Here is a 16,192-nt window from a genome sequence, read left to right as displayed (position 1 = left end):
GTGATTATATTGCGTAAACCGATTATTGCCGGTAACTGGAAAATGAACAAAACAGCTAAGGAAGCACAAGCATTTATCGAGGCTGTAAAAACTAAGGTTCCTGCTTTTGATAAAGTAGAAGCTGTTATTGGATCACCGGCTTTATTTTTAGAAAAAATGGTAGAAGCTACAGAGGGAACTGATTTGAAAGTTGCCGCGCAAAACTGTTACTTTGAAGAAGAGGGCGCCTTTACTGGTGAAATCAGCCCGAAAGCTTTAGGGGACTTAGGCGTCGACTACGTCATTATCGGACACTCTGAAAGACGTGAGTACTTCCACGAAACAGATGAAGATATCAATAAAAAAGCACATGCTATTCTGCGTAATGGTATGACTCCTATCGTTTGCTGTGGCGAAACGTTGGAGCAACGTGAAGCAGGCGTAACAAACGAGTGGGTATCAGGACAAATCACGGCTGCTTTGAAAGATTTGACTGCAGACCAAGTGGCTAACCTTGTTCTCGCTTATGAGCCAATCTGGGCAATCGGTACTGGCAAATCTTCTACTGCAAAAGATGCGAACGACACTTGCGGTGTAGTGCGCGCAACTGTTGCTACAATCTTCGGACAAGAAGTGGCTGACAAAGTCCGCATTCAATACGGCGGCAGCGTTAAACCTGAAAACATTGCAGAATACATGGCTGAAGAACATATTGATGGCGCGTTGGTCGGTGGTGCTAGTTTAGTTCCTGATTCATTCTTAGCATTATTGGAGGCTATTAAATAATGAGTAAAAAACCGGTAGCAATAATTATTTTAGACGGTTTCGGCTGGAGAAACGAAATGATGGGCAATGCGGTTAAGCTAGCAAAGAAACCGAACTTTGACCGTTATTGGAACAATTTTCCGCATGCAACGATGCTAGCTTCCGGATTTGCTGTTGGACTGCCTGAAGGTCAAATGGGCAATTCCGAAGTAGGGCATACAAACATTGGTGCCGGACGAGTTGTCTACCAAAGTTTGACCAGAATCGACAAAGCTATCATCGATGGCGAATTTTTGACGAACGAAGCGCTGGTTGGTGCTTACGATCACGCCAACAATAACGATTCTGCTTTGCACCTTTTCGGTCTGCTTTCTGACGGTGGTGTGCACAGTCATATCAACCATATCATTGCCTTGATTAAGAGCGCAAAAGAAAAAGGTGTCAAAAAACTTTATCTGCATGCTTTCCTTGATGGTCGCGACGTGGATCCTCACGCTGCACCAGGCTACATCGAAACAGTGGAAAAAGCGATGAAAGAGATCGGACTGGGTGAAATCGCGACTGTTTCAGGTCGTTACTACGCTATGGACCGTGACAACCGTTGGGAACGTGTGGAATTGGCATACAATGCCATCGCACACGGCGAAGGCGAAAAGTTTGAATCTGCACAGGATGTCGTTAAAGCAAGCTATGCAGAGGGCAAAACGGATGAGTTTGTATTGCCGACAGTCATCGTCAAAGATGGCGAACCAATCGGAACTTTGAAAGATAATGATGCCATCATCTTCTTCAACTTCCGTCCGGACCGTGCAATCCAGTTATCGAATGCCTTCACTAACGAAGAGTGGACGAATTTCGAGCGCGGGGAACGTGCTAAAAATGTGAAATTTGTGACGATGACTTCTTACCAAGATACTGTAATCGCGGATATCGCCTTCAAGCCGATTCCGATGACAAACGTTTTGGGTGAAGTTCTGGCGCAACATAAACTTACACAATTGCGTATCGCGGAAACCGAAAAATATCCACACGTAACTTTCTTCATGAATGGTGGACGTCACGAGCCTTTCGAAGGCGAAGGACGCATCCTGATCCCTTCACCGAAAGTTGCAACCTATGATTTGAAACCTGAAATGAGCGCTTATGAAGTGGGCGAAGCATTAGTGAAAGAGATCAATGACGACAAATACGACGCCATCATCCTTAACTTTGCGAACCCTGACATGGTCGGCCATTCAGGTATGTTGGAACCTACAATCAAAGCAATCGAAGCAGTTGACGAGAACCTTGGAGCAGTCGTGGACGCAATCCTTGCAAAAGATGGGTATGCCATCATTTTTGCTGACCATGGTAATGCGGATACTATGTCCACTGAAGACGGACAACCGCATACTGCGCACACAACTGTACCAGTTCCAGTAATTGTAACGAAAAAAGGCGTCACGTTGCGCACAGACGGCAAATTGGCCGATGTTGCTCCAACTATGCTTGATTTATTGAACGTAGAAAAACCAGCAGAAATGACAGGCGAATCGCTGATCGTTAAAGCATAAGCAAAACGCTTCAGCTATTGCATAAAGTAAGAAAATTGTCTAAAATGATACTTGGTAAGACAAGTAATTCAGCCAACTCAAAGGAGAGAAAACCATGCCATACATTACAGATATTTTAGCTAGAGAAGTATTAGATTCACGCGGAAACCCAACTATCGAAGTTGAAGTTTACACAGAGAGCGGCGCTTTCGGACGCGGAATGGTTCCATCAGGAGCTTCTACTGGCGAACACGAAGCAATCGAATTACGTGATGGCGACAAAGCGCGTTACCTTGGAAGAGGTGTTTTGAAAGCTGTAGAAAACGTAAACGACATCATTGCTGACGCTATCTTAGGTTTCGACGTACGTGACCAATTAGCTATCGACAAAACTATGATCGACTTAGATGGCACTCCTAACAAAGAAAAATTGGGCGCTAACGCAATCTTGGCAGTATCTATCGCAGTAGCTCACGCTGCAGCAGATTACTTGGATATCCCATTGTACCAATACCTAGGCGGATTCAACGCTAAAACATTGCCAACTCCAATGATGAACATCATCAACGGCGGATCTCACTCAGATGCTCCTATCGCTTTCCAAGAGTTCATGATCTTGCCAGTCGGCGCTCCTTCTTTCAAAGAAGCATTGCGTTGGGGTGCTGAAATCTTCCACGAATTGAAATCAATCCTGAAAAAACGCGGATTGGAAACTTCTGTAGGGGATGAAGGCGGATTTGCGCCTCGCTTCAAAGGGACTGAAGATGGCGTTGAAACTATTTTGGAAGCAATCAAATCAGTCGGTTTGGAACCAGGCAAAGATGTATACTTAGGATTTGACTGTGCAGCATCTGAATTCTACGAAAACGGCGTTTACAACTATGCTAAATTTGAAGGCGAAGGCGGAGCAAAACGCACTGCCGCAGAACAAGTAGATTTCTTGGAAGAATTAGTCAACAAATACCCAATCATCTCAATTGAAGATGGTATGGATGAAAATGACTGGGATGGCTGGAAGCTTTTGACAGAACGTCTGGGCGAACGCGTTCAATTAGTTGGGGATGACTTGTTCGTTACCAACACTGAAATCTTGGCTCGTGGTATCGAAAAAGGAATCGGTAACTCGATCCTGATCAAAGTTAACCAAATCGGTTCATTGACTGAAACTTTTGAAGCTATCGAAATGGCTAAAAAAGCTGGTTACACTGCAGTTATTTCTCACCGTTCAGGCGAAACAGAAGATGCTACAATCGCTGACATCTCTGTTGCAACAAACGCTGGACAAATCAAAACTGGTTCATTAAGCCGTACTGACCGTATCGCTAAATACAACCAATTGTTACGCATCGAAGATCAATTAGGCGAATTGGCTGTTTATGATGGTTTGAAATCTTTCTACAACCTAAAAAACAAATAATTTTAATTGATTAACAGGAAGACAGCTGCTTGGAACACTGTCTTCACATAATTAACGTCTGGTAAAACCAGACGCGAGAGAAAGTCCGGCGCTTGGAACGCCGGACTTTTTTTGCACTTTAAAGCCCTAATGTTCGTCTTTTGGTCAAAAATATTGTTTTGAGTTCCGATATAATCATATTTTGGAGGTTTGTTCCTAACATCCGTATGTAATTATTTTTGGGAAATGGGCATTTTCGCTTTCATTCGGCGCGTAATCTGCTATAATAAGATTAAATTATTATTAATAATTAATGAGGACAATTGATAAGGGGGAGACAAAAGGATGAAAAGAGCAAGAAATTTTTCCGCTGGTCCAGCAATACTACCAGAATCAGTCTTAGAGAAAGTACAGAGTGAAATGCTATCCTACAGAGATAGTGGCATGTCAGTTATGGAGATGAGTCACCGCTCCTCCTTGTTCGAAGAGATCATTTCAGACGCAGAGCAATTATTAAGGGAATTAATGAATATCCCTGAAGGCTATAAAGTCTTGTTCTTGCAAGGTGGTGCTAGCCTGCAGTTCTCCATGATTCCGATGAATCTTGGAAAAGGCGGCAAAGTCGGTTACATCAACTCGGGATCATGGGCTAAGAAAGCCATCTCTGAAGCTAAAATCTTAAAAGTACCGAATATGGAAGTATTGGCTAGTTCCGAAGAGGATAATTTCACTTACATTCCTGAAATTCCGGAAACAGACGAAGCCTACGATTACATCCACATCACAACAAACAACACAATCGAAGGTACAGCTTTCCAAACAATCCCTCGTTTCGTGAATGCACCAATTGTTGCCGATATGTCTTCCAACATTTTGTCCAACCGTTACGATGTCAATGACTTCGGCTTGATCTATGCTGGTGCACAAAAAAATATCGGGCCTGCAGGATTGACAATCGTGATCGTGAAAGAAGATCTGATCCAGACCGAGAATAAATTGCCAAGCATGCTTGATTACCGTACACACATCAAAAATGATTCGTTATACAATACACCACCAAGCTTCTCCATCTATGTAGCTAAATTAGTCTTCGAATGGTTGAAGGACTTGGGCGGCGTTGAAGCTATGGTGAAAATGAACGAAGAAAAAGCGGGCTTACTGTACCGCACAATCGAAGAATCAGACTTGTTCTCTTCTCCAGTTGCAGTCAATTCCCGTTCACTGACGAATATTCCATTCGTTACCGGCAACAAAGACTTGGATGCGAAGTTCGTCAAAGAAGCAACATCTTTAGGCTTCCTGAACTTGAAAGGCCACCGTTCCGTAGGCGGCATGCGCGCAAGTATCTATAATGCGTTCCCGTATGAAGGCGTAAAAGAATTAACAGAATTTATGAAAGCTTTTGAAGCTAAGGAAGGGAAATTCAAATAATGTTCGAGATTAAAACTTATAATGCGATTGCCCCAGAAGGCTTAAATTTACTTGATGCAGATCAATTTGTCCTTAACTCAGGTGCAAATCCTGACGGCATCATCCTGCGCAGCGAAAAACTGCATGGCATGGAATTCCCTGAAAGCTTGAAAGGTATCGCTCGTGCCGGCGCCGGAGTCAACAATGTACCGGTCGAAGAATGTTCCGAAGCAGGTGTGGTAGTATTCAATACGCCTGGTGCGAATGCCAATGCGGTTAAAGAACTTGTTTTAGCTGCTATGATTATGGCTGCCCGTCCAATCAAAGAAGGAATGGAATGGGTCCAAACATTAAGCGGTGATGATGTCGAGAAGCAAGTCGAAAAAGGCAAAAGCCAATTTGCGGGGACAGAAATCTCCGGAAAAACATTGGGTGTCATCGGCCTTGGTGCTATCGGCGCGATGTTGGCCAATGACGGATTCCGTTTAGGTATGGAAGTCATCGGTTATGACCCATATGTTTCCGTGGAAACAGCATGGAACATCAACCGTCGTGTCCAAAAAGCTGCTTCAATCGCTGAAGTATTGGCTAAAGCGGACTACATTTCCATTCACGTACCAGTCAATGCCGAAACAAAAGGCATGGTTGACGCTGCCTTCTTGGCTCAAATGAAGGACAACGCTGTTCTTTTGAACTTTGCCCGCGGCGAATTGGTCAACACGGCTGATATGCTAGCAGCATTGAGAGAAAAGAGCATCCGCAAATACGTTACGGATTTCGCTGATGAAACTTTGCTTCACAATGATGCTATCATTGTATTGCCTCACTTGGGAGCTTCTACAGAGGAAGCTGAAGTGAACTGCGCAATCATGGCAGCTCAAACATTGAAATACTTCCTGGAAACAGGGAATATCGTCAATTCCGTGAACTTCCCTTCAATCGACATCGCGATGCAATCACCGATTCGTTTGACGATCATCAACAAGAATATTCCAAACATGGTCGGCCAGATTTCTTCCGGCTTGGCTAAGTACTTCATCAACATCGAAGATATCTTGAACCGCAGCCGTGGCAACTATGCCTACACTGTCATTGATATCGCCGAAACAGATCAAGCAGTTCTGGATGAAGTCGTTGAAAATTTCAAAACAATCGACGGCATCGTAAACGTCCGCATCATCAGAAGATAAGAGTGTGATGATGCGCGTTTAGACACCTGGTTTCGAAACGGTAGTGGTGTCTGCGAATCAGAACACGTTTCTAAAAGAGTGTGATGGATCCCGGGTCAGAAATCGAGCACTAAGAGGACTAACACAAAGCGGACGCTTTTTGTCCGTGTGTGGTAGTCAGCTTAGGTACAGATTTCTGGGATCCAGAACACGTTTAAAGAGTGCGATACCTCAATAAAAAGCAAGTCAAAAGCGTTCGGGCAGTTCCCTTCATTTGAAGTGAGTGTGTCCGGGCGCTTTTCTTTTCTGAAATTGCTAGCAAAACCCTATAGTTTGTGCTAAAGTTAGTAGTAGAAAATTATTATTGGGAGGTCCATCCTTTGTCATTATACGATGTACTATTAACGGCCCTGTTGGTTGTTTCTGTGCTGTTGATCATTGTTGTGCTGATGCAGCCATCAAAAACAAACGCAGCCAGCACACTTACAGGTGGAGCGGAGCAATTATTCGGCAAACAAAAAGCAAGAGGCTTTGAAGCGGTTTTGCGTCAGATCACAGTCGTTTTGGGAGCACTTTTCATCTTGATTGCCCTGGCTTTAACCTATCTATCCTCAAATTAACTATTGTAGGCAGAAACCACATTACCGGGTTCTGCTTTTTTTTCGCCTGAAAAGTATGCTGGACAAAACCCATGAGGGCTGCGTATGTCTTGCTAAAAAAATTCGACCGCAAATATCTGATATATTAGGAAAAAAGCTGTAAATACAGTAAAATGAAGATGAACGAGTTGGGAGGAATTTTATGAAAGCAATCAATTTACCAGAACCCTTTTTCTTCGAAGCTGGCCCACGCGCCGTCCTTTTGCTGCATGCCTATACCGGTAGCGCAAATGATGTGCGCTTGTTGGGACGCTTTTTGGAACGGAACGGGTATACTGTATATGCACCGAATTTTACGGGACATGCGACCGGCCGTTTTGAAGATATTCTTGAATTGGGTGGCCCAGCTGTATGGTTCGCTGATGCTATGCGCGCAAAAGCAGAGCTGCTGGAAAAGGGCTACAATCAGCTAACCGTATTCGGATTGTCAATGGGCGGCATTATGGCTACAAGGGCCATCGAAACAGGCGGATTTATCGGCGGGGGCTCATTCAATTCACCAATCATTAGTTTTGGGGAATCACGGGTGCCGATCAGTTTCGTGCATTTCGCCAAGCTGTCGAAAAAGAAACTCGGCATGGCAAATCTTGAAATCGAGCATGAATTGGCATTGATGAAGCCTAAATTGAATGCCCAGCTTGCCCAATTGGACGAGTTTACGGAACTGATCAAAGCGAATCTGGCTGATATCGTCGTTCCTTATTACATCGCGCAATCCGGCAAAGATGAAATGATTAGCGCTGATTGTGGGAAATTGTTGGCGGATAGCCTCTTAGGTGCTGAAGTGGATTATCATTTTTTCCCGGAAGCAACGCATGTCATCACCGTTGGGAAAGACAGAAACGTATTTGAAGAAACAGTATTGGCATTTTTGAACCGACTAAATTGGAATGAGGGATAAGTATGAGAAAGATAGATCAGATCCAAATTGACGTTCTAGCCTATTTTCAGGAGCATGTCGGAAAGAGCATGACCTTGAAGGAAGTAAGTGAAGCGTTAGGCTACACGGAATCCGAAGAATTCAAAGCCTTGGTCAAAGTTTTTGCGCAATTGGAAGAAAGAGGTATCCTGTTGCTGAACAAGACCGGGCAATTCCGTCTTAAGGTGCAAGGCGCCACTTTGACAGGTACTTTCCGTAGCAATGATCGCGGCTTCGGTTTTGTTACGGTCGATCCGAATGAAAGTGACCTCTTTGTTCCGCGCGGCAAAACAGGCAGCGCGATGGACGGAGATACGGTCGAGTTGAAGATCACCCGCGAGGCGGAGCCTTGGAATGACAAAGGAGTCGAAGCTGAGGTAACGGCTGTTCTGACGCGCAAATCGAATCAGGTAGTAGGCGAATTTGTTCCTTACGATTCTGATCGCCGGGAAGAAACCGGCTTTTTGGGATTTGTTGTTCCACAGGATACTAAAATCAACAGTATCGTTGTCTACATCAAACCAGAAGGCATCCATCCTGTTGAAGGCAGTGTCTGTCTGGTGGAAATCACCAGCTATCCGACACCGGAGAATCCGGTCAAGATGGAAGGGTTGGTCACGAAAGAAATCGGCCATAAGGATGCACCAGGCGTTGATATCCTGGCAATTCTTTACAAGTTCGGTATCCCTTCGGAATTCCCGGAAGATGTTTTGGCCCAGGCTGAAAGCATTCCATTGGAGATTCCAGCCGAGGCGTTGGAAGGCAGACGGGACTTGCGTTCGGAACAGATTGTTACGATTGATGGCGCCGATGCCAAAGACTTGGATGATGCGATTTCCTTGAAGAAACTCGAAAATGGCAATTATCTGTTGGGCGTGCACATTGCGGATGTTTCCTTCTATGTGACAGAGAATTCCCCGATTGATCGTGAAGCATATGAACGCGGCACCAGCGTTTATTTGACGGACCGGGTCGTACCGATGTTGCCTCAGAAATTATCGAACGGCATCTGTTCTTTGTTGCCGCATGAAGACCGTTTGACAATGTCTTGTGAAATGGAAGTGGATGCTGATGGAGAAGTGGTCGCCTATGATATTTTCCCGAGCATCATCGAGTCCAAACAACGGATGACTTATTCCGATGTCAATGCGATTTTGACGGACCACGACAAGAAATTGCGTGAAAAATACAGCGATTTTGTGTCGATGTTCGAAGAAATGGGCATCCTTCATGAGATCCTCTTGAAGAAACGTCAAAAACGCGGCGCCATCGATTTCGAATCCGATGAAGCAAAAATCATCGTGGACGAAAATGGCCACCCCTTGGATATCTATGTGCAAGATCGCGGTGTCGGTGAGCGCCTCATCGAATCTTTCATGTTGAGCGCGAATGAAACAATCGCCCATCATTTCACGAAGGCGAATCTGCCGTTCATCTATCGAATTCACGAACAGCCGGATCCGACCAAAATGATGCGCTTCCTGGAATTCGTGACGACATTCGGCATCTTGGTGAGTGGCACGCATGAAAACGTGAAGCCGAAACAACTGCAGGCCGTTTTGGCGAAAGTCAAGGACGAACCATATGAAGCCGTTGTTTCGACTACACTGTTGCGCAGCATGCAACAAGCGAAATATGACGCTGTACCGGTCGGACACTATGGTCTGGCTGCGAAAGATTATACCCATTTCACTTCTCCAATCAGAAGGTACCCCGACCTGATCGTCCACCGCTTGATCCGCGCATACGGAAAAGGCGTTGTCGATCCGAAGTTGGTTGAAAAATGGAAAGGACAATTGCCTGATATAGCAGTTCAGAGCTCGCAGATGGAACGTCGCTCGGTTGATGCAGAACGCGAAACCGAATCGCTCAAGAAGGCAGAGTTCATGATGGACAAAATCGGCCAAGAGTTCGAAGGCGTCATCAGCTCTGTCACGAAATTCGGCATCTTTGTGCAGTTACCTAATACGGTGGAAGGCCTCGTGCACATCTCGAAAATGTCTGAAGATTATTTCAACTACATCGAAAGCCACCTGCTTTTGATGGGTGAACGCACCGGTGTCATTTACCGAATCGGACAAAAAGTCAAAATCAAAGTAGAAAATTCGGATCCGGTCACACGCGCAATCGATTTCTCCTTAGTCATCGACAAGGAAAAGACCCAGAGCCAGAGCGACCAAGATCTGGTCAAACAGATTCGCGCGAAGATTCCGAAAGGCAAAAAACGGAGACCGGGTCAATCCGATCGCGACAACGGACCGCGCAAAAAGACCGAAAAAGGAAAAGAGCCGTTTTATTCCCGTCCAGGCAAAAAAGCCAAAGGGAAAAAAGAAAGAGGCAAAAAGAAGTAAGCTAACGAAATGAAGGTGCCGGACTATGCCAAAAGGCGAAGGAAAAGTTTTAGCGCAGAACAGAAAAGCCAGCCATGATTATATCATCCTCGACACGATAGAAGCCGGTATGGTGCTGACAGGAACGGAAATCAAATCCGTCCGCAAAGCGAAAATCAACCTGAAGGACGGCTACGCAAGCATCCGGAACGGGGAAGTATTCTTGCAGAATGTGCACATCAGCCCTTTCGAACAGGGCAATATCTTCAACCATGATCCGCTGCGCACAAGGAAATTATTGCTGCACAAGAAACAGATCAAGTACCTGATTGAGGAGACGAAAACAACCGGCGTTACGTTGGTGCCGTTGAAGGTTTATCTCAAGAATGGCGTTGCGAAAGTGCTCATCGGACTCGCAAAGGGCAAGAAGAGCTACGACAAGCGTGACGCACTGAAACAAAAAGATATGAAGCGCGAAATCGACAGAGCGATGAAGGAAAGATAAGAATAGATTTGCAGAACGAACGCGCCCGTATTCCTGATGGAGTGCAGGCGCGTTTTTTGCGTTTTTGGAGTCTATGTGGCAGTAGGAGGTAGGATAACGCCAGCTACGGCGAAGCCGCCCTTCGCCGGAGGAGGGCAGCTGATTACGCCACCAACTCCGACGAGGTAGGTTTCGCCGGAGGAGAGCGGTGAAATCCGTACTCAACTCCGACGAGGCAATCCTCGCCGGAGTTGGCAGCCAGAACGGAGCTGGCTTTATCCAAATAACCCGCCCCGGACAGGTACACTGTCGAAATTGTGACCAATTGTGTAATTTTTGTATCTTGTCTATCATTTTTTTTTAATTCAAGCTATGATAGAAGTAATCATCTTGTCACGAAAAATTAAGATAATCCTGTAAGCAACGTTTGCCTTGCGGGGTTCCGTTCTAAGTGAAATGAAAAAAGTAGGGGTGTAATTGTAATGATAACGAAAGACAAGTATCTTCGATTGCTGGCAAAAGAATATCCGACAGCAGCAAAAACAGTAACCGAAATCATCAACTTGGAAGCCATCATGAACTTGCCGAAAGCAACCGAGCACTTCATCAGCGATCTGCACGGGGAATACGACGCCGTGCAGCATGTACTCAGGAATGGATCCGGGAACGTCAAAGAAAAAATCCGGGAAATTTTTCAAGGGAGACTGAGCACCCGGGAGATGAATCAGCTTGCGACGATTGTCTACTACCCGGAAGACAAGATCAATCTAATCGTGGAAAGTCTAGACTCCGAAGAGGAAATCAATGAGTTTTACTCGTTGACCTTGCTGCGCATCACGGAACTTTGCGCGTTCACTGTTTCGAAATACACGCGCTCGAAAGTCAGAAAGGCGATCCCGGCCGACTATGCCTATATCATCGAGGAGCTGCTTTTCAAAGACACAATCATGACGAACAAAGAGGATTATTACGAAAAAATCATCAAGACCGTAATCTCCTTGGACCGCGCCACCGAGCTCATAGCTGCCATCTCGCATGTCATCCAACGTCTGGTGGTCGACCACCTGCATGTCGTCGGGGACATCTACGACAGAGGTCCCTTCCCGGGGGAAATCATCGATACCTTCATGGATGGCCACGAGCTGGATATTCAATGGGGCAACCATGATGTCCTCTGGATGGGTGCCGCGAGCGGGTCAGCCGCCTGTATGGCCAACGTGATCCGCATTTCCGCCCGCTACAACAACCTTGAGATCATCGAGGATGCTTATGGGATCTCCTTGCGTCCGCTGATCACGTTCGCGGAAATGGTCTACAAAGAGGACCGCTACGAACCGTTCATGCCGAAAATCAACACCGAAGACGAAAGTAAAATCTTCCCGGAAGAGCTCCGGCAGATCGCCAAAATGAATCAAGCCATTTCAATCATCCAGTTCAAGCTTGAAGGTGAAATCATCAAACGCCACCCTGAATTCGACATGGCCGATCGGATGGTTCTGGATTTTATCGACTACGAAAAAGGAACCGTGCAGTTGGACGGGAAGGAATATCCGGTACTGTGCGACTATTTCCCGACAGTCGATCCAGCCGATCCGTACCGCTTGACTGAAGAGGAGATACTGGTTGTCGAAAGGCTCCGGACCGGATTCCTGAATTCGGAAAGGCTGCAGAAGCACGTCCAGTTCCTTTTCAGCAAAGGCAGCATGTATTTGAGCTACAACGACAATCTGCTGTTCCACGGCTGCGTACCGCTGAATCCGGACGGCAGCTTCATGGAGATGGCAATCGCTAACGTTAAGTACAGCGGTAAAGCTCTCTTGGACAAATACGAGGAAGTGTTGCGCAGAGGTTACCTGAATCGCGAGTCAACCAAACACAACATCCGCAGCTTGGACCTGATTTGGTATCTGTGGGAAGGAAAAGCTTCGTCCTTGTTCGGGAAGGATAAGATGACGACTTTCGAGCGCCTTTACGTCGCTGATAAAGAAACCCACGTCGAGAAGAAAAACCTGTATTACGAGCAGCGCGACAACGTGGAACTGTCCTATAAAATACTGAAGGAATTCGGGCTGGATCCAAAGAAAGGCCATATCATCAATGGCCATACGCCTGTCAAAGAAAAAATCGGCGAAAATCCATTGAAGGCGGATGGAAAACTGATCGTCATCGATGGCGGCTTCTCGAAAGCCTACCAAAATACGACAGGGCTTGCAGGCTATACGCTACTTTACAACTCATTCGGAATGCAGCTGGTTTCGCATCAGCCGTTCACTTCCCGTCAGGATGCCATCGAAAATGAAAAAGATATCGTTTCGACACGACGCATTGTCGATAAGGAATTAGAGCGCAAAACGGTAAGGCAGACGGATGTCGGCAAGAAGCTGACCCAACAAGTCATCGACCTGCAACAGCTGCTGCGCGCCTACAAATCCGGTGAAATCATCGAAGATCTGCTCAGCGACAAATAGTTGCATGAAAATAGATGCAATCAGCCGCCGGAATTGTTAAGATAAGAGAAGGAAAGCAAGTATCCTAATGCGAAAGTAGCTTGAGAGAGGCGGGTTAACCTTGAAAAAGGGAGTAACGTTTTATTTTATGCGACACGGAGAAACTTATCTTAATAAATACAATCGGATGCAAGGCTGGTCCGACACACCACTGACGCCCAGAGGCAGACGCGACGTCATGAGAAGCGGAGCAGGCTTGGGCGATGTCAAGTTCGATGCGGTCTACTGCAGCGACTTGAGACGGACATTTGAAACAGCACAGATCATTTTGAAAGAAAACCAGCATGCCGATCAATTGAAAGTTGTAGCGATGCCCGAATTCAGAGAGATATTCTTTGGCTCTTTTGAAGGACTGGATGCGAGTGAAACCTGGGGAAACCTGAATAAATTTCTGGGAAGCGCAGATGGTGAGCCGAACTATGATGCCCACCGCTCGGTTATCGAAGAGCTGAACGGATTGAAAGAAATGGATCCTTACCACGAAGCCGAGGATTACATGACTTTCTGGCTGCGCGTCGAACGCGGCTTGATTAAACTGATCAGCGAGCACCGTGATTCCGAAAGAAACATTCTGATTGTTTCCCACGGGATGACGATCCGCAACATGATCCACGCCGTCATTCCTGATTTCTCGATCGACCGCCATCTGGATAATGCCAGCATTTCGGTCGTCCGCTATGAGGATGGCTTCTATCACCTGGACCTCTACAACGGCACCGACCATTTTGTGGATGACTTTACGCCTGGCGATGAGCAGGAACCGGAAGTCCATAAAGTGACGCCTGCCGATAAAGTCGAAGAGGATGTCAAATAAATTAAGAACAGTGCCCTTGGAAAAACCTTTGTTTCCAAGGGTATTTCTGTGTTTTCAAGTCAATGAACATTAAGAATTCACATCTTTTTTTCCTTTTTGGGAAAAATCAATTGAAAATCTTATCCAAATAGTCTAAAATTAACGTAATCCACAATACTGTACGGGATACAGCGTGGCTAGAACGTCTTTAAATTAGCACAGAGAGGCTAACAAGGCATGTGAAACGATTAATGTAAACAACCGTTGAAACACGCCCAATAATAGGTGTGTTTTTTTTACATTTTCCTATTTTTCATGCAAGAGAGGTACGTACCTTGTCAATCAGAAATCAGGAGGAACAACATGAAACAACGTAGATTTTTAGTTTTAGAAGATGGCAGCTGCTATCCAGGATATGCTTTCGGATCAGAAAAGGATGCAATCGGGGAGATCGTATTCAACACAGGGATGACAGGTTACCAAGAAACTTTGTCCGATCCTTCCTACACCGGCCAGATCATCACTTTCACGTATCCTTTGATCGGAAACTACGGCATCAACGTAGACGACTATGAAGGCGTGCTTCCGGGCTTGAAAGGGATGGTTGTACATGAAGTGGCTGAACATCCAAGTAATTTCCGCTCCACCAAAACATTGGATGAAGCTTTGAAGGACTTTGATGTACCAGGAATCTACGGCGTGGACACGCGCAGCATCACCAAAAAAATCCGCAATGCCGGCGTTATGCGCGGCACAATGGTAAGCAATGCGGACAACTTGGATGCGATTGTCGCATCGTTGAAAGCCTACGTATTACCGGTTGACGAAATCCAATTGAATTCAACAAAAGAAATCAAAAAATTTGCGGGTGAAGGCCCACGCGTTGTCTTGCTTGACTTCGGCTTCAAAGACAATATCCTTGCAGAATTATTGAAAAGGGGCTGTGAAGTCATTCTGGCTCCTTGGAACACAAGCGCGGACGAAATTTTAGCTTTTAATCCGGACGGTATCATGTTGAGCAACGGACCTGGAGATCCGACATCCGTTCCAGAAGCAATCGAAACAATCAAGCAATTGATTGCGCAGGACAATCTGCCTATGTTCGGTATTTGCTTAGGCCACCAGCTGATTTCATTAGCCGGTGGTGCGACAACCTACAAAATGAAATTCGGTCACCGCGGAGCAAATCATCCGGTGAAGGATCTTGCAACCGGAAAAATCAGCCTGACGAGCCAAAATCATGGCTATGCCGTGGATGAGGACAGCTTGAACCAAACAGACTTGGTCGCAACCCACCGCGCCTTGAATGACGGTACGAACGAAGGCGTCAAACACAAAATCAAACCGGTCTTCTCGGTTCAATATCATCCGGAAGCAGCTCCGGGACCGCACGATGCAAATTACTTGTTCGACCATTTTGTAGATATGATGAAAGCAGTCCAAGGAGGAAAACAACATGCCTAAACGTACCGACATTCAATCCATTTTAGTAATCGGCTCAGGCCCCATCATCATCGGCCAAGCCGCTGAATTTGACTATGCCGGAACGCAAGCATGCTTAGCTTTAAGAGAAGAAGGATACAAAGTCATTTTGGTCAACTCCAACCCTGCCACGATCATGACGGACGTTGAGATCGCTGATAAAGTCTACATGGAGCCACTTTCTGTAGAATTCATCACGAACATCATCCGCAAAGAGCGCCCGGATGCCTTGTTGCCGACATTGGGCGGCCAAACCGGATTGAACATGGCCGTGGAATTGGATAAAGCAGGGGTATTGGAAGAATTCAATGTCGAATTGTTGGGAACAAAATTGAGTTCCATCCAACAAGCCGAAGACCGTGATTTGTTCCGTCAATTGATGGCGGAATTGAATCAGTCGGTTCCGGAAAGCGACATCGTCCATACTGTAGACGAAGCGCTTCGCTTCGCAGCAGAAATCGGGTATCCCCTGATCGTTCGTCCGGCCTTCACAATGGGCGGCACAGGCGGCGGTATCTGCCACAATGAAGCTGACTTGCGCGAAATCGTGGCCAACGGTTTGCGTTACTCACCCGTGACGCAATGTCTGTTGGAAAAATCAATCGCCGGCTTCAAGGAAATCGAATATGAAGTGATGCGCGACAGCAATGATAACGCCATCGTTGTCTGCAACATGGAAAACATCGATCCGGTCGGCGTCCACACAGGCGATTCCATCGTCGTGGCGCCTTCCCAAACCTTGTCCGACAAAGAGTACCAAATGCTGC

At 46.1% G+C, this 16,192-nt stretch carries 13 protein-coding genes; all 13 read left to right on the top strand.

What is annotated here, in order from left to right; translation table 11 throughout:
* The first annotated feature begins 9 nt into the window (after nt 1-9).
* Complete coding sequence (gene tpiA / locus BLV66_RS04395) at nt 10-765, top strand: triose-phosphate isomerase (RefSeq protein ID WP_086987631.1); 756 nt, start codon at nt 10-12, stop codon at nt 763-765.
* Nucleotides 765-2,297, top strand: a complete 1,533-nt coding sequence (gene gpmI / locus BLV66_RS04390) for a 2,3-bisphosphoglycerate-independent phosphoglycerate mutase (protein ID WP_086987632.1) — start codon at nt 765-767, stop codon at nt 2,295-2,297. Before tpiA ends, gpmI begins: the two co-directional genes overlap by 1 nt.
* Before the next feature lie 94 nt (nt 2,298-2,391).
* Complete coding sequence (eno, locus tag BLV66_RS04385) at nt 2,392-3,693, top strand: phosphopyruvate hydratase (RefSeq protein ID WP_086987633.1); 1,302 nt, start codon at nt 2,392-2,394, stop codon at nt 3,691-3,693.
* A 324-nt stretch (nt 3,694-4,017) separates the two neighbouring features.
* Complete coding sequence (gene serC, locus BLV66_RS04380; protein WP_086987634.1) at nt 4,018-5,103, top strand: 3-phosphoserine/phosphohydroxythreonine transaminase; 1,086 nt, start codon at nt 4,018-4,020, stop codon at nt 5,101-5,103.
* Nucleotides 5,103-6,272: a phosphoglycerate dehydrogenase gene (locus tag BLV66_RS04375; RefSeq protein ID WP_093114548.1), complete on the top strand. Its 1,170-nt coding sequence runs from the start codon at nt 5,103-5,105 to the stop codon at nt 6,270-6,272. Before serC ends, BLV66_RS04375 begins: the two co-directional genes overlap by 1 nt.
* A 359-nt stretch (nt 6,273-6,631) precedes the next feature.
* On the top strand, nt 6,632-6,871 hold the full coding sequence (secG, locus tag BLV66_RS04370; protein ID WP_068561081.1) for a preprotein translocase subunit SecG: 240 nt from the start codon (nt 6,632-6,634) through the stop codon (nt 6,869-6,871).
* A gap of 181 nt (nt 6,872-7,052) precedes the next feature.
* The gene (locus tag BLV66_RS04365) at nt 7,053-7,811 is read left to right on the top strand and encodes an alpha/beta hydrolase (RefSeq protein WP_086987636.1); all 759 of its coding nucleotides are present in this window, start codon (nt 7,053-7,055) and stop codon (nt 7,809-7,811) included.
* Nucleotides 7,812-7,813: 2 nt separating this feature from the next.
* Nucleotides 7,814-10,180, top strand: a complete 2,367-nt coding sequence (gene rnr / locus BLV66_RS04360) for a ribonuclease R (protein WP_086987637.1) — start codon at nt 7,814-7,816, stop codon at nt 10,178-10,180.
* A 25-nt stretch (nt 10,181-10,205) separates the two neighbouring features.
* Nucleotides 10,206-10,664, top strand: a complete 459-nt coding sequence (gene smpB / locus BLV66_RS04355) for an SsrA-binding protein SmpB (RefSeq protein WP_068561084.1) — start codon at nt 10,206-10,208, stop codon at nt 10,662-10,664.
* Nucleotides 10,665-11,125: 461 nt separating this feature from the next.
* The gene (locus BLV66_RS04350; RefSeq protein WP_086987638.1) at nt 11,126-13,111 is read left to right on the top strand and encodes a fructose-1,6-bisphosphatase; all 1,986 of its coding nucleotides are present in this window, start codon (nt 11,126-11,128) and stop codon (nt 13,109-13,111) included.
* Nucleotides 13,112-13,238: 127 nt separating this feature from the next.
* Nucleotides 13,239-13,964 (top strand): histidine phosphatase family protein, encoded by a 726-nt coding sequence (locus BLV66_RS04345; RefSeq protein WP_342746292.1) that lies wholly within the window; start codon nt 13,239-13,241, stop codon nt 13,962-13,964.
* A gap of 342 nt (nt 13,965-14,306) precedes the next feature.
* Nucleotides 14,307-15,407 carry a glutamine-hydrolyzing carbamoyl-phosphate synthase small subunit gene (carA, locus tag BLV66_RS04340; protein ID WP_086987640.1) on the top strand — a complete coding sequence of 367 codons (1,101 nt, stop codon included), beginning with the start codon at nt 14,307-14,309 and terminating at the stop codon, nt 15,405-15,407.
* On the top strand, nt 15,400-16,192 hold a 793-nt coding region (locus tag BLV66_RS04335), incomplete at its 3' end, for a carbamoyl phosphate synthase preATP-grasp domain-containing protein (RefSeq protein ID WP_143033098.1). The genes carA and BLV66_RS04335, both read left to right, overlap by 8 nt.

The organism is Trichococcus collinsii (assembly GCF_900107505.1).
Lineage (GTDB): Bacteria > Bacillota > Bacilli > Lactobacillales > Aerococcaceae > Trichococcus > Trichococcus collinsii.
Note: the sequence above shows the minus strand (reverse complement) of the source record. Positions and strands in the feature narration are given on the sequence as shown.

Coding starts and splice junctions, on each gene's coding strand:
- gpmI (WP_086987632.1), top strand. CDS start 765: ATGAGTAAAAAACCGGTAGCAATAATTATTTTAGACGGTTTCGGCTGG.
- eno (WP_086987633.1), top strand. CDS start 2,392: ATGCCATACATTACAGATATTTTAGCTAGAGAAGTATTAGATTCACGC.
- serC (WP_086987634.1), top strand. CDS start 4,018: ATGAAAAGAGCAAGAAATTTTTCCGCTGGTCCAGCAATACTACCAGAA.
- BLV66_RS04375 (WP_093114548.1), top strand. CDS start 5,103: ATGTTCGAGATTAAAACTTATAATGCGATTGCCCCAGAAGGCTTAAAT.
- BLV66_RS04365 (WP_086987636.1), top strand. CDS start 7,053: ATGAAAGCAATCAATTTACCAGAACCCTTTTTCTTCGAAGCTGGCCCA.
- rnr (WP_086987637.1), top strand. CDS start 7,814: ATGAGAAAGATAGATCAGATCCAAATTGACGTTCTAGCCTATTTTCAG.
- smpB (WP_068561084.1), top strand. CDS start 10,206: ATGCCAAAAGGCGAAGGAAAAGTTTTAGCGCAGAACAGAAAAGCCAGC.
- BLV66_RS04350 (WP_086987638.1), top strand. CDS start 11,126: ATGATAACGAAAGACAAGTATCTTCGATTGCTGGCAAAAGAATATCCG.
- BLV66_RS04345 (WP_342746292.1), top strand. CDS start 13,239: ATGCGACACGGAGAAACTTATCTTAATAAATACAATCGGATGCAAGGC.
- carA (WP_086987640.1), top strand. CDS start 14,307: ATGAAACAACGTAGATTTTTAGTTTTAGAAGATGGCAGCTGCTATCCA.